The sequence below is a fragment of the Myxococcus stipitatus DSM 14675 genome, assembly GCF_000331735.1.
Lineage (GTDB): Bacteria > Myxococcota > Myxococcia > Myxococcales > Myxococcaceae > Myxococcus > Myxococcus stipitatus.
Genome location: NC_020126.1, coordinates 2405047 through 2423571, shown reverse-complemented (window position 1 = coordinate 2423571; position 18525 = coordinate 2405047). Strand labels below are relative to the sequence as shown.

The 18525-nt window shown below is 65.7% G+C and carries 20 protein-coding genes; 4 read left to right on the top strand and 16 right to left on the bottom strand.

Annotated elements, in window-relative coordinates; translation table 11 throughout:
- The first annotated feature begins 90 nt into the window (after positions 1-90).
- A complete protein-coding gene (locus MYSTI_RS09730; RefSeq protein ID WP_015347571.1) occupies positions 91-1725 on the top strand; it encodes an LVIVD repeat-containing protein in 1635 nt (544 codons plus the stop codon).
- Here MYSTI_RS09730 and MYSTI_RS09725 read toward each other — a convergent pair.
- Positions 1712-2644, bottom strand: coding sequence for a hypothetical protein (locus MYSTI_RS09725; protein WP_015347570.1), 933 nt, complete (start codon positions 2642-2644; stop codon positions 1712-1714). The genes MYSTI_RS09730 and MYSTI_RS09725 overlap by 14 nt on opposite strands.
- Before the next feature lie 106 nt (positions 2645-2750).
- Here MYSTI_RS09725 and MYSTI_RS09720 point away from each other — a divergent pair, with 106 nt between their 5' ends.
- The 3 genes from MYSTI_RS09720 to MYSTI_RS09710 all read left to right on the top strand — a co-directional run bounded on the left by MYSTI_RS09720 (position 2751) and on the right by MYSTI_RS09710 (position 6236).
- Positions 2751-3140, top strand: coding sequence for a type II toxin-antitoxin system PemK/MazF family toxin (locus MYSTI_RS09720; RefSeq protein ID WP_015347569.1), 390 nt, complete (start codon positions 2751-2753; stop codon positions 3138-3140).
- A 161-nt stretch (positions 3141-3301) separates the two neighbouring features.
- On the top strand, positions 3302-4789 hold the full coding sequence (locus tag MYSTI_RS09715; protein ID WP_144370038.1) for a hypothetical protein: 1488 nt from the start codon (positions 3302-3304) through the stop codon (positions 4787-4789).
- An 85-nt stretch (positions 4790-4874) separates the two neighbouring features.
- Positions 4875-6236, top strand: a complete 1362-nt coding sequence (locus MYSTI_RS09710; RefSeq protein WP_144370037.1) for a hypothetical protein — start codon at positions 4875-4877, stop codon at positions 6234-6236.
- A 237-nt stretch (positions 6237-6473) separates the two neighbouring features.
- Here the strand turns inward: MYSTI_RS09710 and MYSTI_RS41660 are convergent, their stop codons facing one another.
- From MYSTI_RS41660 to MYSTI_RS40590, 15 genes are all read right to left on the bottom strand, one after another.
- Positions 6474-7661, bottom strand: a complete 1188-nt coding sequence (locus MYSTI_RS41660; RefSeq protein ID WP_015347566.1) for a tyrosine-type recombinase/integrase — start codon at positions 7659-7661, stop codon at positions 6474-6476.
- 9 nt (positions 7662-7670) lie between these two features.
- Complete coding sequence (locus MYSTI_RS09700) at positions 7671-7979, bottom strand: helix-turn-helix domain-containing protein (RefSeq protein WP_015347565.1); 309 nt, start codon at positions 7977-7979, stop codon at positions 7671-7673.
- Positions 7976-8251 (bottom strand): hypothetical protein, encoded by a 276-nt coding sequence (locus MYSTI_RS09695; protein ID WP_144370036.1) that lies wholly within the window; start codon positions 8249-8251, stop codon positions 7976-7978. Before MYSTI_RS09695 ends, MYSTI_RS09700 begins: the two co-directional genes overlap by 4 nt.
- A gap of 182 nt (positions 8252-8433) precedes the next feature.
- Positions 8434-8691 carry a hypothetical protein gene (locus MYSTI_RS09690; protein ID WP_044279429.1) on the bottom strand — a complete coding sequence of 86 codons (258 nt, stop codon included), beginning with the start codon at positions 8689-8691 and terminating at the stop codon, positions 8434-8436.
- Positions 8692-8744: 53 nt separating this feature from the next.
- Positions 8745-9992: a DNA cytosine methyltransferase gene (locus MYSTI_RS41305; RefSeq protein ID WP_015347562.1), complete on the bottom strand. Its 1248-nt coding sequence runs from the start codon at positions 9990-9992 to the stop codon at positions 8745-8747.
- The gene (locus tag MYSTI_RS44505) at positions 9989-10138 is read right to left on the bottom strand and encodes a hypothetical protein (protein ID WP_015347561.1); all 150 of its coding nucleotides are present in this window, start codon (positions 10136-10138) and stop codon (positions 9989-9991) included. The genes MYSTI_RS41305 and MYSTI_RS44505 overlap by 4 nt, the downstream gene beginning before the upstream one ends.
- On the bottom strand, positions 10135-10653 hold the full coding sequence (locus MYSTI_RS09680; protein ID WP_015347560.1) for a DNA N-6-adenine-methyltransferase: 519 nt from the start codon (positions 10651-10653) through the stop codon (positions 10135-10137). Before MYSTI_RS09680 ends, MYSTI_RS44505 begins: the two co-directional genes overlap by 4 nt.
- 235 nt (positions 10654-10888) lie before the next feature.
- Complete coding sequence (orn, locus tag MYSTI_RS09675; protein ID WP_015347558.1) at positions 10889-11410, bottom strand: oligoribonuclease; 522 nt, start codon at positions 11408-11410, stop codon at positions 10889-10891.
- 7 nt (positions 11411-11417) lie between these two features.
- Positions 11418-11624 (bottom strand): hypothetical protein, encoded by a 207-nt coding sequence (locus tag MYSTI_RS09670; RefSeq protein WP_015347557.1) that lies wholly within the window; start codon positions 11622-11624, stop codon positions 11418-11420.
- Positions 11621-12553 carry a hypothetical protein gene (locus MYSTI_RS09665; protein WP_015347556.1) on the bottom strand — a complete coding sequence of 311 codons (933 nt, stop codon included), beginning with the start codon at positions 12551-12553 and terminating at the stop codon, positions 11621-11623. The genes MYSTI_RS09670 and MYSTI_RS09665 overlap by 4 nt, the downstream gene beginning before the upstream one ends.
- Positions 12550-13137 (bottom strand): YfbR-like 5'-deoxynucleotidase, encoded by a 588-nt coding sequence (locus MYSTI_RS09660; RefSeq protein WP_015347555.1) that lies wholly within the window; start codon positions 13135-13137, stop codon positions 12550-12552. Before MYSTI_RS09660 ends, MYSTI_RS09665 begins: the two co-directional genes overlap by 4 nt.
- A 60-nt stretch (positions 13138-13197) precedes the next feature.
- Positions 13198-15330 (bottom strand): bifunctional 3'-5' exonuclease/DNA polymerase family protein, encoded by a 2133-nt coding sequence (locus MYSTI_RS09655; protein ID WP_015347554.1) that lies wholly within the window; start codon positions 15328-15330, stop codon positions 13198-13200.
- Between the two features lie 166 nt (positions 15331-15496).
- Positions 15497-17137, bottom strand: a complete 1641-nt coding sequence (locus MYSTI_RS09650; protein ID WP_015347553.1) for a PD-(D/E)XK nuclease family protein — start codon at positions 17135-17137, stop codon at positions 15497-15499.
- Between the two features lie 184 nt (positions 17138-17321).
- Complete coding sequence (locus tag MYSTI_RS09640) at positions 17322-17504, bottom strand: hypothetical protein (protein ID WP_015347551.1); 183 nt, start codon at positions 17502-17504, stop codon at positions 17322-17324.
- Positions 17501-18397 carry an AAA family ATPase gene (locus MYSTI_RS40590; protein ID WP_015347550.1) on the bottom strand — a complete coding sequence of 299 codons (897 nt, stop codon included), beginning with the start codon at positions 18395-18397 and terminating at the stop codon, positions 17501-17503. The genes MYSTI_RS09640 and MYSTI_RS40590 overlap by 4 nt, the downstream gene beginning before the upstream one ends.
- Positions 18398-18525 lie beyond the last annotated feature (128 nt).

Here is an 18525-nt window from a genome sequence, read left to right as displayed (position 1 = left end):
CCTATCCTGTTTCAGTCGCGCACTTACGGTGTGGGCACTGACTGGTGGCGATGTCCGCATGGACATGGCCCAGCGACAGGAGCCCACGACATGGCATTCGCGGCATTCCCCTTCCGTGCAGTCCTGATTGGAGTCGTCTCGCTGGGTCTTGCTTGTTCCGACAAGCCCGAACCCAAGCCCCCGCCCCCTCCCGTGGAGCCCTGGGATGGGACGTACACGCCCTTGGTCGAGCCCTCCGACTGGGTCGACCGGGGCGCCTTCGCGTCCTGCTCCTACACACCCCCCACCGGGACCAACGTCGACTGCGACGACCCCACGCTCTTCGACCTCTCGAAGTGTGACCTGGCCTCGCTTGCCACCTTGGACCCGCACGGCATCTACCAGGTGGACATGCGAGACACCGCCGGCCAACCCGACGCCGTGGGACTCCGAGTCCCACCCGACGGCGGCACCGGGACCATGAGCAGCTTGTACTTCGTGGGCCATCCGCTCGTTCGACAGCAATTGCAGGGGAGCTTCCAGTTCTCGGTGAAGGTCCCTCGACGGACCAGTTTCCGTCAGATGGTCCTGGCGGGCTGCGGCGTCTCGGGACCGGGGACGGTGACGGGCTGCTTCGCCCACTGCAACAACGGGAAGTTCATCGCTTCGGGCACGTTCGAGGCCGCGCGGATGACGTGGGGCCGAGGCGAGTCCGAGTCGTCGGGGGGGCTGCGACTCGTCTCGGAGACCCACGTCCAGACCCGGCGCCCGGCGGACGTCTTCGTCCACCGCAAGCACGCCTATGTCGTGTCCATCGACGACTTCGACACGAAGGCCCCGGGCGGACTCTCGGTGGTCGACGTCAGCGACCCGAGCCATCCCGTCATCAAGAAGAGCATCACCATCCCCGGTGACTCCTACTGGAACGCGGCCTGGGCCAAGGACGACGCGCTCTACATCGCCAGCAAGGCCACGGGAGTCATCGTCTTCGACATCTCCAACCCCGCCGACCCCGTCTTCGTGCGCAGCCTGCCCACGGGCGCGCCCATCAACGTCCACACCCTCTTCGTGGACGGCAACCGACTGTATGCGGTGTCACCGGCTCCGGCGGTGACCGGGGAGACGCTCATCTTCGACATCTCCTCGCCGCTGGAGCCGGTCCTCCTCAACCGCCTCGTCACGCCCGATGAGGTGTCCTGGGTGCCCTCCGCCCATGACTCCTTCGCCTACCAGGACCGGCTCTACGTCAACCAGTTCTCCACGGGCTACGTCGTCTTCGACGTGAAGGACGCGCAGAACCCGCGACAGCTCGGCCGCTACACCTTCTCCGTGGACGGGCGCGAGCCGTTGAGTCACGCGAGCGCCGTGGGGACCTTCGCCGGGAAGACCATCGCCTTCGAGGGCGGTGAGGGTTCGGGCACGCACCTGCGGGTGCTGGACGTGACGGACCCGGCGAACATCCAGCTCATCGGCCGCTACAAGCTGCGCCCCCAGACCTCCATCCACAACGTCATCCTCAAGGACACGCTGCTCTACATCGCCTACTACCATGAGGGCTTGCGCGTGCTGGATGTCTCCAATCCCACCCAGCCGCGAGAGGTGGCCTACTTCAACACCTATCGTGAGTCGGACCCCGGTCGGACCGATGACCTCCTCGACGGTGCCATCGGCATCCGCGTCCCCGGGGACGGCTACGTGTATCTCGTAGACCTCGCTCGCGGCCTGCTGATTCTCAACGAGCCTTGAGGCGACCCGCTGGCGTGGAGTCCACCGGCGTCATCGTGAACCGATGCGCCGAGTCCATCGCCAGCACGCCCCCCGAGGCACGCAGGGAGAGCTCTCCGGAGAGCGTCCGCCACCGGCCCTCCTCCACCAGGAACTCCCCCCGCCCCACGTAGTACGCCGCATCGGAGGCCGGGACGCGCTTGCGTCCCGGTCCCCAGCTCACGTACTCGCCCTTGTCCTCGGCCATGAGGGTGAAGTCGATGACGGCCACCGTCCGCCCCTTGGCCTCGCGCACGAGCGACGAGAGCCGGACACGGTTGACCCGCACGCTCCGCTCCTCCTCCCAGAAGAGCTCCGCCAGGGAGCGCGCTCCCACCAGGTCCGCGCTGTGCGTCCACGTGTCGCCCACGGCGACGGGGCGCCCCGGCAGCTCGAACAGGAGCGCCACCAGGTTGTGCTGCACGGGCGTCAGCTGCGCCGTGATGACGCCGATATCCATCAGCGACGACGTGGCCAGGACCTGGCCCTCCAGGTCCTTGAACATCCGCCGCCTGCGCACGTCCGCCGGAGCGTCCTTCTCCGGTGACGCGTCCACGACCCGCGTCATCTTCACCTGGGCGGAGACATCTCCCGAGGGCAGGCGCGTCAGCTCCGCCGCCATCTCCAGCTCACTCGGCATGAGCAGCTCGCCCCCCTTCACCCGCTCCTCCTCCGGCAGTCCCCAGAGGTTCACGGCGGAAGGCTCATGGCGAATCAGCCCCGTGCTCTCGGGCAGCCGCCGCACATTCAGCACGTAGCGCTGGGGCGCACGAGCGACCTTCCAGCGCAGCTCGACGGACTCCGGACGCTCCACGCCCTTCGCCATGGCGGTCGCACTGCTCGCCAGGAGCACCATCGAGGACACCCACTGCAAAGCGGACAAGCGAAAGCGATGGGTCATGAGCCCCCTATCAAGCGCCCCCGCCCTCCGACGAAAACCGACACCGAGGAGCCGACTCCGGCGACTTGCCTCGGAGCACCTCGCGGGAGAGGCTCGCGGGCGCGACATGACGACGCCCCCCACAGCAGGCCCACGGTCCGAGGACATCCACCGAGGCGACGTGTTCTGGGTGGCCCCGGATGACTCCCGCGGGCCCACCCCGGACTACTCGCATCCGTACGTCGTGGTGCAGGAGGACGTCTTCAACCACTCGCGCATCACCACCGTGGTGATGTGCGCGCTGACCTCCAACCCGCACCGTGCCACCGAGCCCGGGAACGTGCTGCTGGACGTGGGCGAAGGCAACCTCCCCAAGCAGAGCGTGGTGGTCGTCTCGCAGATTTCGTCGGTCGAGAAGTCCCGCCTGGGTGAGCGCATCGGCTCGCTGTCCGCCACGCGCGTGGAGCAGGTGCTCGCCGGCCTGCGCTTCCAACAGCAAGCGTTCTTCCGGCGGTAACCCCTTCGCGTTCCAACAGGACGCAGTCGGATTCCCGCGGGACGCACCGCGCCGCCATCACCCGAGGCATCCCTCCGGATTCCCGGCGATGACACCTGAGGCATGCAACTTGCTCCAGGCCGAGCGATTCGTGGTGCGCGGCCTCCTCACGAGCGCCGGCCGTGGGTGACCCTCGAGGGGGATTCGTCGTGTATTTCTATTGCTGCCAGAGCTGCAATCAGGGCTGGTTCTCCTCCAGGCCCAGCAAGCGGTGCCCCTTCTGTGGAGAGAAACGGGCCTTCGTCTCCGCCGAGGCGCCAGACGACGTCCCCGAGCTGAGTCGGAACATCTGCAAGGACTGCCAGGGCAGGACCGAGTGCATCGTCGGAATGAGCCTGGACTACTGCAGCGTCTGTGGAGCGGACTACGCGGAGGAGGAGGAGGACATGGACACCTCCGACACCACGACGACCACGACGATTCCGACACCCGTCCTCAGTCGCTCCTTCAAGAAGTTCAGGCCCCCCACGAGAGTCGCCACCTCGACCCGCACCGTCTCCATCAGCGGCCCGAAGAAGGTTCAGCCCACCCGGCAAGCGCGCATCGAGCGCCAGACGACCTACACGTCCTATCAATGCAAGGTCTTCACCTGCGGCCTCTACTGGGCCTCCGATGACAAGCATCCCAGTTGCCGCTGTCCGTACTGTGGCGGGAAGCTCCTGGAGATAACGACGTCCAAGCAGAAGACCAAAGGGTTGCCCGAGCAGTCCTGCACGGTCTGCAATTGCCTGATCCGCTTCGACGCCGAGAACGCGAAGGTCAAGTTCTGCCCCCATGACTACTGCGGCCAGGTGGGCAGCGATGATGACGAGGAGCAGAGCAGCCTGACGAGCAATGCCCAGCAGATCGTCGCGTCCATCCTGCTGACGGTCAAGGCCCGGAAGAGGAAGTACCTCGTCAACGAGCACCTCATCTCGGAGTCACGCATCGACTTCCGGGAGGCCTTCAAGCAGGGGATGCCCAGCCACAAGGACAGCAGTGGCAACTGGCTGCATCGCCGCCATGTCATCCCCCAGCACCTGCTCCGCGAGGCCTGGAACGAGGCGGTCATCCGCAACAAACCCGACAAGAAGGCCCTCCTGAAGCTGGGCGCGATGCTGGGATTGAGCGGTGATTTCAAGAACGAACAACTCCTCGCCTCGGCCATCCTCTACACAATCAACGAGAACCCGAACAACCTCTTCCTCGCGGAGGGCACGCCCAACTCAGCCATCGGCGCGCTGGCCCATTCCCTCCTGGACCTGGCCGAGAAGTACGGCAAGGTGACCCCCACCCGGTCGAACCTGATGGGGCTCCTGGCGGAGTTCGAGAAGATCCGCTCCCCGCCCAAGTGGGGGGCGGCCGTGGGGAAGATGGTCAAGAGCATCATCCAGACCTACCTGCCGCTGCTCACGGACGCGACGTCACTCCCGGAGGCCATCAACTTGGTGGAGGACCTCGCGGACACGGCGAACCTGGACCTCGACACGACGGCCCAAGGGCTGGGAAGACAGAACGGCAAGGCCATCGCGCTCTACCAGAAGTTCCAACAGTGGGTGCAGAACAAGGGGAACTGGGACGCCTTCATCCTGCTGCTCCAGGAGTTCATGAACACGAACATGGTCACCTGACCTCGCGTGCCACCTGCCCACCGGGAGCGTGCTAGAAGCCAGCCTCCCGGGCACCCGCCCTCCCGCACCGAGACAGGAGCGCGCGTTGAAGCAGTCATCATCGAGAGGACCTCGCTGGAGTCTCGCGCTGGTCTTCGTGGTCGTCACCGTCGTCTACGAGTGCTGCCCCATCAAGGGTGTCGGGGACCTGTTCTGGAGCCTGCCCACCGTCTTCAGCGTCATCCGCGAGGGGAACGCGGACCTGAACGAGTACCAGGACGCCTTCCACTACTACCCCGGCGCGGTGGAGGTCATCGACGGGAAGTACCGGAACTTCTTCCCGGTGGGCTCCGCGCTGCTCGCCCTGGGGCCCATCTGGGTCTTCAACGGCGGGGTGAACCTGGTCGCGCCCGTCGCGGAGCACTTCCCCAAGCTCAACAAGGGGGTCTCCAATTGGAAGAAGAACTTCGCGCGCGTGGGCAACATCGACGCGTCGTTCTTCTTCACCACGGAGATGGTGCTCGCCTCGCTGTTCATGGGGCTGGCGGCGGTGTTCATCCAGCTCATGGCGTCGGAGCTGCTCCCCTGGCGGTGGGCGCTGGTGGTGACGGGGGTCTTCGCCTTCTGCAGCTCCGTCTGGTCCACCGCGACGCGGGACCTGGGACAGCATGGCCCGTCCGTGCTGATGCTCTCCATCGCGCTGTGGCTGCTGGTCCGCGCCCGGCGAGTCCCCTCCAGCGCGGCCTGGGCCGGGCTCTTCGTGGGTCTCTCCTACGTGATGCGGCCGACGAACAGCTTGTCGGTGATCGTCCTCTCGCTGCTGGTGGCGATTCGCTACCGCCGCTTCTTCCTCGCCTACTGCGGCATGGGCCTCCTCGTCGCGGCCACCTTCTTCGCCTACAACTGGAGCGTCTACTCGGCCATCCTCCCGCCGTACTTCCAGGCGGGACGCATCGCGCCCCAGAGCGGCGCGCTGATGGCGGAGGCGCTCGCGGGCAACCTGGTGAGCCCCGCCCGCGGCCTGTTCATCTACTCCCCCATCTTCCTGCTCTCGCTCTACGGATTGTTCCTGGAGCTGCGTGACAAGAGCCACCGGGTGGAGGCGGCTGCGTTCGGACTCATCCTCGTGCTGCACTGGCTGACGGTCTCCAGCTTCCCGCACTGGTGGGCGGGGCACTCGTATGGGCCGCGCTACATGACGGACATGACGCCGTACCTCTGCTACTTCCTGGTCCCCGTCGTGGACAGGCTGAGGATGGCGGCCTCGTCGCCCAGGCCCGTCTGGAGGCGCGGCTTCGTGCTGACCTTCGTGCTGCTCGCGGGCCTGAGCGTCTTCACCCACCTGCGAGGCGCCACCAGCTCCGCCGTCGTCAACTGGAATGGATTGCCGCTGGATGTCGACACGCATCCCTCCCGGCTGTGGGACTTTGGAGACATCGCGTTCCTCCGGGGTCTGTCCAAGCCGTAGCGGGCGTCCCCGCGTGGGGAAGGCCTGGCCTGAGGGCCGCCGTCTCACGCACCCAGCCTCCGCGTGATATAGAGGCGGTGGCTCATTGGGGTGAGCACGAGGGGTGACGAAAAGAGAATGTCAGAGCGGCATATCGAGATGTTCTGGCGCTGTTCCATACGCGGTCAGTAGTTTCGACTATTTAGCCGCCGCTTTCCTGTTGCTCTGGTCAATCTCGGCCCAACGCTGTCGGATGGCTCACCGAACCACCTTGGTGCCGACCAGCGGCACGAGCGGAGCAGGGGTGTCAACCAGATCGCCCGGGATCCGCTCAAGGTCCGCCGGGCTGAAGAGGTCAACCCGGAGATGGGCGTAGCGCTCCGTGATGGCGACCGTCGAGTGTCCGAGAATCTCCCTGAGCTTCTCGATAGTCCCGCCGTTCATGACCCACTGGCTCGCGAAGGTGTGACGCGTGGCCTCATACCAACCGAGACCAGGGCGGGCGAGCCCGAGCTCTTTCAGTACCGCACGGAGCTTGGGCCCAGGAGTGTTTGTCCCGATCCAACTACCGTCTGACCGAAGGGCAGGGATCACGGTGACGTCGCTCGCTCCCCCCGTCTCGAGCTTCCAGCGGGTCAGGACTGGCAAGAGCGCGTCGAGGATTGGAACCACCCTGCTGTCTTTGTCCTTGAGTTGCTTCGGCGAACCATCCCACTTCCTGCCGCGCTGCTCACGGACGTGAATGCGCCGCGCCTCGAGGTCAACGCTTCGCCACCGCAGACCGAAGACTTCCGACGTCCGGAGGCCGCCGAACGCTCCAATCGCGTATGCGATGTTGAGTGGCTTCTCGAGTAGCGCGAAGATGCGCCGGACGTCGGACAAGCGCTCGACAAACGGCGTGGTCCGCGGGTCGTACGTGGGCACCAACATCCTTGTGATTCGTTGCGGCAGACCGCGCGCTGGGTTCTTATCACAAATCTTATCCTCTACGAGTTCCTCAAACAGGCTCGAGAGGAGCCCAATATAGGTTCGGATAGACGACGGTGAGAGTTTCGCCGTCAACTTCTCTTCAATGAATCTACGAATCAGTCCCGCATCGACCTTGGTGGGATCGAAGCGTCCGAAGAACGGGCCCACATGCCGGTTCCATCGTTGGGCGTCTAGCTTCCATGCCTCGTGAGTGAGTTTACGTCGCGCGAGGAACGCGGGCGCGTAGTCTTCGATAGGGCTGGAGGACGCCTTCGCTCGCGGCAAACCCAATTCTTCGGCCGCGCCTTCTGCTTGGTACTTCGCGAGCGCCTGTGTCGCGAGCTCACGCGTTGGTATCCCGCCTTGATAGTGCCGCTTCTTGCCGACGCGGACACGGATCGCCCACGTTCCACCGGGTCTTACGGGGGGGACGATGCTGCCACTTCCGTACTGCCTCTTCCTCGGGGTCTTTCCCATCAGATCACATTATGTGCACTTTGCGATCTGTTCAACCAACCGGTTGACTTCGTCTTCCGTTGGCGCGTGGCTGACGGCGGCCAGGTCTACAAGGAGTCGCTTGCCCACCTGCCTGGCTGGAATGGTCCCGTCCTGGATGCGACGCCGAACGGTGCGCTCGTTGACGCCGAGCACTTCAGCGGCGCGGCGTGCGGTGACGAGTTGTGCGGGCATCGCACGCCGGAGCCGATCCACTTCGGCGGCGAGGCGCTTCACCTCGGTGGCGAGCGGAGCAACGGCGGCGCGCACCGCCTCCGCGATGGACTCCTCGAGGGTCATGTCACATCCCCCAGCGCGGTGGCGCGCAGCCTCATCTGCGCACCCGACGGATGAACCAGCTTCACTTCGATCCCGCGCCGCTCAACCGTCGAGCCCTCCCACCCGTTGGCCAAAAACCACGCGAGCGTCAGCGCCTTCGGCATGCGCGGTAGCGGAGAGCGCGGTGGCACATGGACGCGGTTATCCTCGCCGCCGACAGCGACCTCGCCGACCGGGGTGCATGACCCGTCGGACCGGCGGGCGAGCCGAATGCCGAGAGCGGACTGCTTCATCAACCGCGCGGCGTCTGTACGGAGTTCGCCTTGATCGCACACACAACCGGCACGGCATGTGTTGATTTCGCCCTCGTACTGGGGCGGGCGCCCAGTATCGTGACACTCCAGCCGGAGTTCGGTTGCGACTCCCTCAACCCACCCGCCTTTCCACGAGCGCATGCGTCGCCATGGTGCCTTGCTCATGCCGCTTCCCTCTCTTCCCTCGTTCCGTATGTGGCCTGATTCAGTGCTCCGTTGCACGGCCTGCACGCCGCCGCGAGACGAACGCCCTGGCGCAGCTCGCGCAGGTAGCGATACAGCCGCGTCTCCGCGTTGACGCTGCGCTGGTCCCAAGTGCAGCCGTCCTCGTGGTGCACCTCGAACTTGTCCGCGGTGAGCTCACCAGCGCACGCGTCGGAGCGGATGCCACACCGGCTACCGAGTGTCGCGAACAGCACGGCGCGGAGCCGCCTACGGTTTCGAGACCTAGCTCTGTTCCGGATGCGAGGCATCACCTCACCCCCGACACGATTCGCTCGATGCGCTGGATACGTTGGCCAATCCAACGCATTACTGGGACGGCCATGGAGTTGCCGAGGGCTTTGTAGCGCGGGCCGTCCGCAGCGCCGGGAATGGCTGTGTAATCGTCAGGGAAGCCCTGGAGGCGCTCGCACTCTCGCGGCGTGAGCCTGCGGGCCTGGTGCTGGAGAATGAACGTCTCAGTCTCGAAGTCCATACGGCCGGTGCCCCCCTTCGCGGTGAGGGCACCGGCCGTCGGAATCGGACCCGACGTGTTGTTCCGACCGTAGGCCACGCCCAACGTGCTGCACCCCTGCCCGTTGCCCGCGCTCATAGCAGGCGCGACGCGCCTGCTACTGATGGGGTCCTGTGTGAGGTGAAAGACGATGGCCGGTGGATGTGCCTGAGCCGCCAGCGGGTGACCCGTGTCACCCGCTTTGGGGTGGGCCCTGTTCGTCCTACTGGTGATTTGCGTCGTGTCGAAGGGAATTGGAGAACCGGTCGCGGCACGCCAATCGTTGCCGCGACCGGTGCCATCCTCGCTGGCGTCAAAGCCTTCGCCCCTCAGGGTGTGAGCGACGTGGCCTCCAACGCTAACCGCAACGCCTCGGGGAGCTTCCGCCCCCGCTTCGCGGCGCGTCGGAGAATTCCCGCGCAAGCTCTCGGACTCAAAAAGTACACCTGCGGCACGTCGCCAGTCTCCAAGATATCCGACAATGAAGACTCGACGGCGGCGCTGTGGAACTCCACAGAACTGAGCGTCCAGCACTCGGTAGGCGATGCCATACCCGAGTTCAACCAGGGCGTTGACGAAACACCCGAAATCACTTTTTTCTTCACCTTCCCATCGCTCCCCAGGCTGTAACTCACTCGGCGGCTGAGCGCCGGACCATGAGGAAAGGACACCGGGGACATTTTCCCAGACAAGCCAGCGCGGCCGAAGACGAGCAGCAAGTCGGCAATACTCAAGCGCGAGGTTCCCGCGTTCGTCGTCGAGCCCCTCTCGGAGTCCGGCGATGCTGAATGCCTGACAGGGCGTGCCTCCGACGAGGAGGTCAATGGGGCCAGCGTCGGCGCCGATTCCGGTGAAGTCTCCATGATTGGGCACCTGCGGGTAGTGGTGCGCGAGCACGCGCGAGGGGAAAGCGTCGATCTCCGCGAACCAAGCGGGCTCCCAGCCGAGCGGGTGCCATGCGACGGTCGCCGCTTCGATACCCGAGCAGACAGAGCCGTACCTCACGACAGAATCTCCCGCAGCGCCAGCAACACGGCGGCGACGAAAAACACAGGAGCAACGTCTCCGATGATTCCAGGGACGCAGTCGGCAACGGCGAGCGAGGCACCTGCCACCGCTCCCCAACCAGCAATCCTCTTGAGGCGCATCATGACTGCACTCCGAACGTCACCAGCGCGGATGGGAACGGCGCGCCCGTCTTGCGTCCGCCGAACTTCAACCGGCCCCGGAAGAACTTCACGCGAACACCTGGCCGCGGGGCGTCGCGGTCCACGTCCCAGATGTGGCGGTGCCACCAACGCGTGTCTGTACGCGCGGGCAGGAGCGCCACCACGAGAGAGCCGCACGTCGCGGCTTTCTCGACCCAGTCTTGGATGCCCGGGACGTACTCGGGGATGTGCTGCCCCCGCTTCTCGCACGCCTTCTTCGCGCAGTCCGGCTTGCACGCATGCTTCGCGGTGCCGTACGGCGGGTTCATCCAACACCTCTCACCGGCCCAGTCCTGCGCGAGCCCGTTGTCATTGCGCGTGTAGAAGCGTGGCAGGACGGTGTTCTCTTCTGTCGCGCAGACGTCGAGCGTGAATTCGTGCTCAGCGTGGAGCCGGGCGAACAAGTCTCGCGGAGTCGCCCACTCCGCGGATGCGCTCGAAAAGTGGACTGGGTTCATGGCAGAACCGCTCCACGTTCTGCGTTCTGCGCAGACGTGGGCCGGCACCGCATACACAAGCGGTCGAAGTTGTCGGCATGGCCGCGGGCCCCTAGCAGCGGGCCGCCGCACCCGGCACACTCCCGCCCGATCATCTGGATTCCCCGCCGCGAGCGGAGCTGTTCGGCCTGCTCCCGCTCGCGCATCGCAACGATGCGTTGGAAGTCTTTCTTGAATCGGAGTCGAACGAAGTCAGTCACGGCTGCCCCCGAAGTACAGCGGTCCAGTGGTGGAGCTCGGCGATACTGCGCCGGACGTCGGCCATCGCCCGGTGGGGCTTCTCGCCGGGGAGCTGCGGCGCGCCCGGACACACGCGCTCGGCGAGCATCCGGATGGAGCTGACGTCCAGGTGCCGGTGGTGGAGCTTGAGTTCGAGCTGCGGCCAGAAGAACCGGAGGAACGAGCGGTCGAAGTGCACCGAGTTCCCGCCGAGGTTGACGGGACCGGCAGCGAAGAACGGCTCGAGGAACACGCCCAGCCGAAACCGTACGAGGTCGAGATCGTGCTCCGACTCGCACGCGAGTTCGTACAAGCCCGACGCTTTGTGCATCTCCAGCGCGGGCGCGTCCCACTCCGCAGCAGAGTCCAGACGGATGAGCGACTCGAACGCGCCCAACTCACGGAACCTGTCATCGGTGACGACGCAGGCGACCTCAATCGGATCGTTGCGCTGGGGGTCCAACCCCGTAGTTTCGAAGTCGAGGAAGGCGATGGTCATGGCGGCCTCAGTGGCGGAAGTCGTTCGACATTCCAGGTCGGGCCGGCGACTGGTGGCGTTCGAAGAACGGCCGCACTGAGGCCGCCACGAGGATGAAGAAGCTGAGCCCTGCGGCGCAGCCGCGATAGAAGGGAACGTCAAACGCGAACGTCACGGAGGTCGCGCAGCCGATGAGCATCGCGACGGAGTAGCCGTACTGCCTGAGCCAGTTCATTCGGCACCGTCCTCTGCTCCGTCCCGGTAGTGGGCGGGGCAGTCTCGGAAACTGAAGGCGTTGACCGCCGCGAGCGTGGCATCCAGTTCGGCCGCCGGCGCCTCCCGGAAGACAGAGAGCAGACCATCTTGCTCTGTCGTAGAGAGCTCATCGAATGGCTTCGAAGGAATCCGCCGCTGAATCTCCCAGACGCCACCGTCTGCCTGAGCCGGCGGCGCCCCGCGAAGACGCGTGGGCTCGACGTTGAGCGAGGCGCACCCTGGACACATGGCGATGCCGCAGCCACCACACGGGGGCATGTCCGCGACGGCTGCGTCGAGCGTGACCCGTTCCTTCGCCGGAGCGGGCGGGGGCTGGGAGGCGTCCGCTGCCATCTCCATCAATCCGTGGATGGCCATCTGCTTGCGCTCCAGCGTCTCCGTCAGGTCCGCCGCGCGCTGTTCGGCCGCGCGACACTGGCGCGCCAAGTCCTCACACCGCTGGGTCTGCTGTCTGCTGTGTTCCTCCAACTCCTTCACGCGCGCCTCGGCAGTGTCGGCGCGGGCCTGGAGGTGCCGTACGTACTTCGCATTCTCTTTGATGTGTTGCTGGTACGACTCACGGGATGCCTGCGCCTCCTTCTCCAGCGTGGCCACGCGCTCGCGGAGGGTGTCGCGCTCCTCCTCAAGGCGTCGGACGGAATCCGCGAGGGAGCGAATGCTCCCGTGGTCATCCTGCTCCTCCTTCTCCAGCGCCACATGCTTGACCATCAATTCAGCCAGCGCGGTGCCGAGCTGATACGCCGTCGACTTCCAGCAGCCGACATTGTCCCAGGCGAAACGCAGGGTGCCCCCTTCGTAGAGGACCGAGCACCGGCCGTTCCGCGCCGGGCCAGTCCACAGCGCGCGGGGCTTGTTTGGCTTTCGCAACATGGGGGTGTTTGCAGTCATCGTGCGACCTCCGCACCGAACAGGACCGAGAACCGGGCGAGAAACGCCGCCTTGGCTTCGGGCTGAGTCATGGGTTGGATACGCTCCGCGAGCGGTTCACCGCGCCACGTCCACGCCGGGTGGCACGAGGGGAAGAGGTCGCGCGCCTCCGTCCACAGGAGGTCGTTGTCGGCGTCCTTCACTTCGTCCGGCAGCCCGCCGACGAGACCGAACTTCGCGCGCACGGCGATCATGACTTGGCGCTCGGCCCGACGATACGCTGCCATGGACTCGTCATGCTTGACCGGTCGGGCGAGGTCGACCAGGTACGCCTCGGCGGCATCGTGGAGCAGGCCCCATTGCATGGCACGCATGACGTCGTGGGAGAAGCCGCCGATTTGCTGCATCAACGTGCCGGCCCGCTCACTCACACGAACGCAGTGCTCGGCGACGCTGTAGAACGTGTGACAGTGCCCCGTGAAGCGGCACTGCATGGACAGTGCATGCCCGATGTCCTGAATGTCGACATCCTCCGGGCGCGGGTCCAGAGGCCAGAACTGCTTGAGGGTGTACGTCTGAATCCAGTCACCGCGGCGTGCATCCATCGGGGCGCCTCCTTCAAACCTGCCGAACACCGATAGCACATTTCGTGTTCTGCGCGCAAATCACTTGGCATCGCCGTAGCTCTTGGCGATGGCACCTGTCGCGTTGAGTGGCAAGTCGGCGCACCAGGCCGGCGGCGTACGCATGATGCGCCGCATGTCCGCGAGGCAGCGTTCGCCCTGGTCCTCGGGGACAACGCAGACAATCTCGTCATGCGTCGTGGTGGCAACGTGCCATCCAGCGGCGCGCACCCAGAGGGCCTGCTCGGCGACAACGTCGCGCGCGAGCGACTGGACGATGTTCTCCGTCAGCAAGCCTCCGTAGACCTTGACCCACTGCATCCGGTTTGACTTGCTCCCCCAGTAGACGTACCCGTCGCCCCGGCGGTGGAGCTTGGGGTAGTGGAGCACCATGCCATTGGGCTTGCGGATCGCTTGGTGCATCACTTCGATAGGGCCAAGACGCACACGAACAGCGTCCGGCGGGCCCTCTTGTGCCATAACTTCAATCAGCTTCTTGCACGTCTCCCAGTACGCTGCGATTCGCGCGTTGCTCGTGCGATACAGGCGAACCAGGTGATGTGTTACTGCGCAGTGAAGCAGGAATGCCCCGGCTTGGTCCTCGCTCGCCTTCGGAAGGCGCGCTCCGCTCTCCCGCAAACGCGCCACCTCGGCGGCGCCCGTCGGGCCGTTCCACCAGAGTGGCTCGGACGCGAACCGCGCTACGTTCACACCGAACAGCTCGACCTCTTTGACGCCGAACTGCACAGGTGGAGCGCCAAGGAAGCCCTTGAGTAGCGAACCGGAAAAAGCGAACCACCCCATGCCGAACCCGAGACCGAGTTCCATGGCCTTGGATGTCTGGCGTTCCACGGGGTGCGTCTTCTTGGTGATCGCCCGACCGAAATAGACGGACCCGCGTTCTGAGTAGAAGTCACCGACCGGCTCGCCCTTCTCGTTGTACCCGAGCGCGTCGAGCCGGCGGAACGTATCTAGAACGGCAGTCTCCCCGCCTACCCACCCAGTCTTCCGCGCCTCTATCTGACTGGAGTCCGCCACCACGAGCACATACCCCGGAGGGGAGAGAATGGCCGCGCGAAGCTGGCCCGGGTTCTCGTCGGTGCCCCGGTTGAAGTTCTGCGGGTTCATCTTGTCCCCGCCGGACCACCGGTGCGTGTGGGCCCCGCAGTATTTGAGGTAGAACGGCACCGCGCCCCGCCGACCAATCGCGGCGATGCGCTCGCTTCGTGTCTCAATGATGTTCGACTTCACTTCCTGGCGCGTCTCAGCCAGGGCGCGCACGTTCTCGTCGGGATGCTCAAGCAGGGCCTGCATCGCTGGGTCTGTCTTTGCGAAGGCATAGCCAACGCCACCCTTTTTCTTGCTGGGCTTTGTCGCGGGCTCTACTCCGAAGGAGCGAAGCACGTTCGCGAACTGCGGGTCGGACCGCAGCACTACGCCGGCCGCTTCGGCGACCTCTTCGTCCGTGGCCCCCGACGGCAACTTCACGCCGGCGGAGGACGCGACTCCGAGCAGTAGCTTGCGCTTCTGGGCGCGCTCCCCTTCGGCCGCTGCGGCAAGCACCGCCTGGTCCGCGCGAAACACCGGCTCGGTGAACATCCGGACCGTCGTGTCGATGAGCCAGAGCTCCTCACGGGGGAGCCGCCGGACCATGAGGTCGAACAGCGCGCGGGCCAAGTCGTTGTCATTGTTCGCGTACACGCCGAAGCGCAACCACTCCTCCGGCGTGAAGTCGCGCCGATGCTTCCCCTGGGTCTCATCGAGCTCTTTGCCTTTGACACCGACGCCATACCGCTCCGCGAGGACGGCGAGCTTGCCGCCCTGCCCTGGCCCCTGGAGCGCGTTCGCCATGCTGAGTGTGCAGCAGAGGAACGCGGGTCGGATGTCGAACCGCTCGGAGAGCACAAAGGCGTCGAAGTGGGCGTGATGGTGGAGGACGGCAACGGTGCTCCAGTCGACGCCCCGCGCCCATGCTCGGAAGTCCGCCTCTTCCATCCAGACTGATGGGCGCGTGCTCACCTTGACGGCAACGCCAATGACCTCGAAGCGTGGGTCCCGAACGTAGGACTCTGTCGTCATCTTCTTCATCTGGAAATGCGACGACCAGAACGACTCGAAGTCGATGGTGATTAGCGTCTTGGGCATGGGCCCCAGCGCGGCGAGGATGGAGCTCACGGTTGCGGGTCCTCCACTTCGTAAAGCGGGCGCGTCCGACTGCATCCGGAGCCACCCTCGCCGAGGCCCTCGCGAAGCTGAGACTCGGCTTCCGTCGGTTCCTCGCGTGGTTCGGGCGTCCGAGTGCGCCACGTGGGGCGCGCGAAGCGTCGGCGCCGAGGGCGTCTCACCGCTTCACCAGGGCGTCGGCGATGCGCTCGAGCAGGGAGGCGAGCCGGCCGGACACGTCGAGTTCCACGCGCAGGGTGCCCGCGAGCGGGTGCGTACTGATCAGGCGCGCGCGCTCGGCGACGTCAACCGTCGGCTTGCGGCTGATGAACTCGCTCGAGGGACTGGTGGGCTCACTCGTTGTCGTCGTCTCCGCGGAGGCCGGCGGAAGCGTGGCGCTGGTCTCGTCAGGCACGCGGTGCCCGTCGAGGCGCGGACCGTCGACCAACACGGGCGTGTACGGAGGCGACTCGCCCTCCGGGCGCCCCTTGCACCCAACGTGCTCTTGGAGACCCGAGGTCGGCAGCGTATGCGCGCCCGGCTCTCCGCAGACAGTGCACGCCTCGGGCTGCTTCTTCGGCGGGCGCCCCCGGCGCTTCGTCGGCTGGGCGGTGGCCTCGCTCCCCGCCGGGCACCCGATGTGCTTCCACGCGCCTGACGTGAGACGCGAGCCGTTCTCGGGCGTGAGCTCCGCGCCGCAGTCACCGCACGCGGGCGGGGGTTGGGCCTGGGGCGTGCTGGCCACGGGCAGGGGGACGGGCGGCTCGGCGCCCCCGAGCACCAACGGGATTTCTTCGGTCGTCACATCGGTCTGGCTGATGATCTCAACGGGCGCGTTCGTGGCGGCCTTCGGCGCCCCCCTCGGCGGCAACCCAAACGTCTCGCGGTCCTCATCCGTCAACAGGTCATCCAACACAGCCATGGCTTTTCCTTTCTTAAATGCCTTACAAATCGATTGGTGAGGGCACCCCATCCACGCGTCACACGCGCGGCGGTTGTGTGGAACGTCGTCCTGCGTGGTGGCACGGGCGACTTGCTGCATCTGCTCGACAAGTTGCTCGACCTCCCTGGCGCGCCCGTGGATTTGCTCGACGGTGACGATCTCGCCCCGAGGAAACGAGTCCACCCCGCGACGACTCACATAGTGATGCGCGAGCAGGAAGCGGTCTGCGTCCGGCCAGATTCGCAGCGAGTCGAGCGCGTAGACCGGCATCTGCACGGTGCGAATGAGCGCCCCGTTCGACTTCGCAAACTGGTTGATGTCGCTCGAAAACTTATGGTCAACGACGCACACCACGCCGTCGCTCTCGCGTCGGTAGCGGAGGTCGACGTACCCGTCCCACGGCAGGCCACCAAGCCAAAGTGTCTTGCTCGTGTCGAGCGGGAGGTGCTTTCCGTCCGCCGCCTTGCCCTGCCCGTCGAATCGCCGCTCGACAAGCAGGTGCGGCCCCGGCGCCGGGAGCTTGCCGGTGGCGATGGCTCCCTTGACGGCTTTGAGCATCCGCGAGCGCTTGGGCAACGCGCCGCCCGTCAGGTGCGTTGCAAGCAGCGCGTGGCCGATGTCGCCGTCTGTCTGGGCCTTGACCTTCTCGGGCCGACGCCCTTCGATGCGCTCGAAGTACCAGCGCCGGGGGCAGCCACCCACCTGTTCCGGGTCGAACGATTCGACCTGGCTGACGGAGAGCTGACGGATGACACCGCCCTCGACGGTGCCGCTACGCCGCGGCTGCTCGGGCTCGCCGCAGGTGCAGCGCGAGGTGAATGCTCCTATCTCACCGGCGCAGTGCGCACATTCGTCTGGAGCGGCGCCGGGTCCCATCGTCAGGACTCCTTGCACAGGGCGGTGCTGAACCGGCGCTCGCCGTCCACCCGCTTGCACTGGCAGGGACCGCACTCGACACGCCACCCCCGCATTTCGCCCGGAGCGCTCCGACACGTTTCACACACCCGGCGCGCAACGGTGGCGATGAGGAAGCGGCGCGCGGCGCGCGACATGCGCCGGCTCATGACCTACCCTCGAAGTAGACGCACAGCGGTATCAGCGAGACGAAGCCAGCCCCGACGGCGACCGACACGAGCACTTCGGGGTGCGGCGGAAGCCCGCTCAACCAGCACATGGCCCGCATCACCCCGACCGTTGCGAGTGCGAAGAAACTGGCAGCGACGAAGACGAGAAGCGCCTTCACAGCATCACCTCGGCGGCTTGCGTGAGCTCGGCCTTGCGCGTGGCGTAGAGCTTCAGCAGCGCTTCCCGGTCCTCTTGCGCCAACGTCCCGGCGGCGACCTGGGCCTTGATGTCCGGGCCAATGGCGGCGAGCGCATCGACACTCGACGCGAATCGGATACGGTCCGCCAGCACATCACGGGGGCTGACGGGGGCGCCGTCGGACAGCCACGTCTTGAGTAGTTCGGCGACAGCGAGGACGTCCGCCCAACGGAACGCGTTGCCCCGCGCGGTCACCAGGTCACGCAACGCTGAGCAGCGCGTCTTCGTCACTGCAAACGTGCCGTCGGGTGAGAGGGACAGCACCACGTCGAAGTCGTAGTCAGCACCATCGCGAAGGACTGGAGCCATGCCCACCTTGCGTGGCACGGCGCGCCCCTTCTCGTCCTTCTCGACGACATACTCGGACTTCTCACGCGCCGTGCAGATGACGTGCCCGGGATAGCTCAACAGCGCGTCGGTGAGCTGAGCGAGGAGGGGCGTGACATGCTTCCATCCGTTGGAAAACTTGTTGCCCCCCATCGCGTCAACGATCTCGAGGGCCTTCATCCATGCGTGGGAGTAGCTGTCTCCGATGAACACTGAGATTCCCGCTGCCGCTGCCTCCCGGATGAATTCAATGAACTCTTGGGGCGTCTTCTCCTCGAAGTCCTTCGCGTAGAAGGGCGGCATCCCCGGCATGCCGGCGTACTTCTGCGAGCTGCCTCGTTCCGAATCGCCGAGTCCAATGTCTCGCCCGTCGGCAAGAACCTTTGCAATCAAGAGCGCATTGTAGGTCTTGCCAGACCCCGACGTACCCGTGAGCAACAGTCGCAGTTTGGCGTTCTTGCGAGTCGCCAGTGTGCCGAATGCCATGTCATCTCCTGTCCGTGTACTTGCCTTATACGCACGACAGAACACAAAGTCCACATCGCGCGTTCGGTTGCACTCAGAACGCGAATCATGCTATCTGCGTTCTGCACGACTGAGGAGACCGCACATGG

Excerpts from the sequence above, each read along its gene's own strand:
- MYSTI_RS09730 (WP_015347571.1), top strand. The coding sequence starts at position 91 with ATGGCATTCGCGGCATTCCCCTTCCGTGCAGTCCTGATTGGAGTCGTC.
- MYSTI_RS09725 (WP_015347570.1), bottom strand. The coding sequence starts at position 2,644 with ATGACCCATCGCTTTCGCTTGTCCGCTTTGCAGTGGGTGTCCTCGATG.
- MYSTI_RS09720 (WP_015347569.1), top strand. The coding sequence starts at position 2,751 with ATGACGACGCCCCCCACAGCAGGCCCACGGTCCGAGGACATCCACCGA.
- MYSTI_RS41660 (WP_015347566.1), bottom strand. The coding sequence starts at position 7,661 with ATGGGAAAGACCCCGAGGAAGAGGCAGTACGGAAGTGGCAGCATCGTC.
- MYSTI_RS09700 (WP_015347565.1), bottom strand. The coding sequence starts at position 7,979 with ATGACCCTCGAGGAGTCCATCGCGGAGGCGGTGCGCGCCGCCGTTGCT.
- MYSTI_RS09695 (WP_144370036.1), bottom strand. The coding sequence starts at position 8,251 with ATGAAGCAGTCCGCTCTCGGCATTCGGCTCGCCCGCCGGTCCGACGGG.
- MYSTI_RS44505 (WP_015347561.1), bottom strand. The coding sequence starts at position 10,138 with ATGATGCGCCTCAAGAGGATTGCTGGTTGGGGAGCGGTGGCAGGTGCC.
- MYSTI_RS09680 (WP_015347560.1), bottom strand. The coding sequence starts at position 10,653 with ATGAACCCAGTCCACTTTTCGAGCGCATCCGCGGAGTGGGCGACTCCG.
- orn (WP_015347558.1), bottom strand. The coding sequence starts at position 11,410 with ATGACCATCGCCTTCCTCGACTTCGAAACTACGGGGTTGGACCCCCAG.
- MYSTI_RS09670 (WP_015347557.1), bottom strand. The coding sequence starts at position 11,624 with ATGAACTGGCTCAGGCAGTACGGCTACTCCGTCGCGATGCTCATCGGC.
- MYSTI_RS09665 (WP_015347556.1), bottom strand. The coding sequence starts at position 12,553 with ATGACTGCAAACACCCCCATGTTGCGAAAGCCAAACAAGCCCCGCGCG.
- MYSTI_RS09660 (WP_015347555.1), bottom strand. The coding sequence starts at position 13,137 with ATGGATGCACGCCGCGGTGACTGGATTCAGACGTACACCCTCAAGCAG.
- MYSTI_RS09650 (WP_015347553.1), bottom strand. The coding sequence starts at position 17,137 with ATGGGACCCGGCGCCGCTCCAGACGAATGTGCGCACTGCGCCGGTGAG.
- MYSTI_RS40590 (WP_015347550.1), bottom strand. The coding sequence starts at position 18,397 with ATGGCATTCGGCACACTGGCGACTCGCAAGAACGCCAAACTGCGACTG.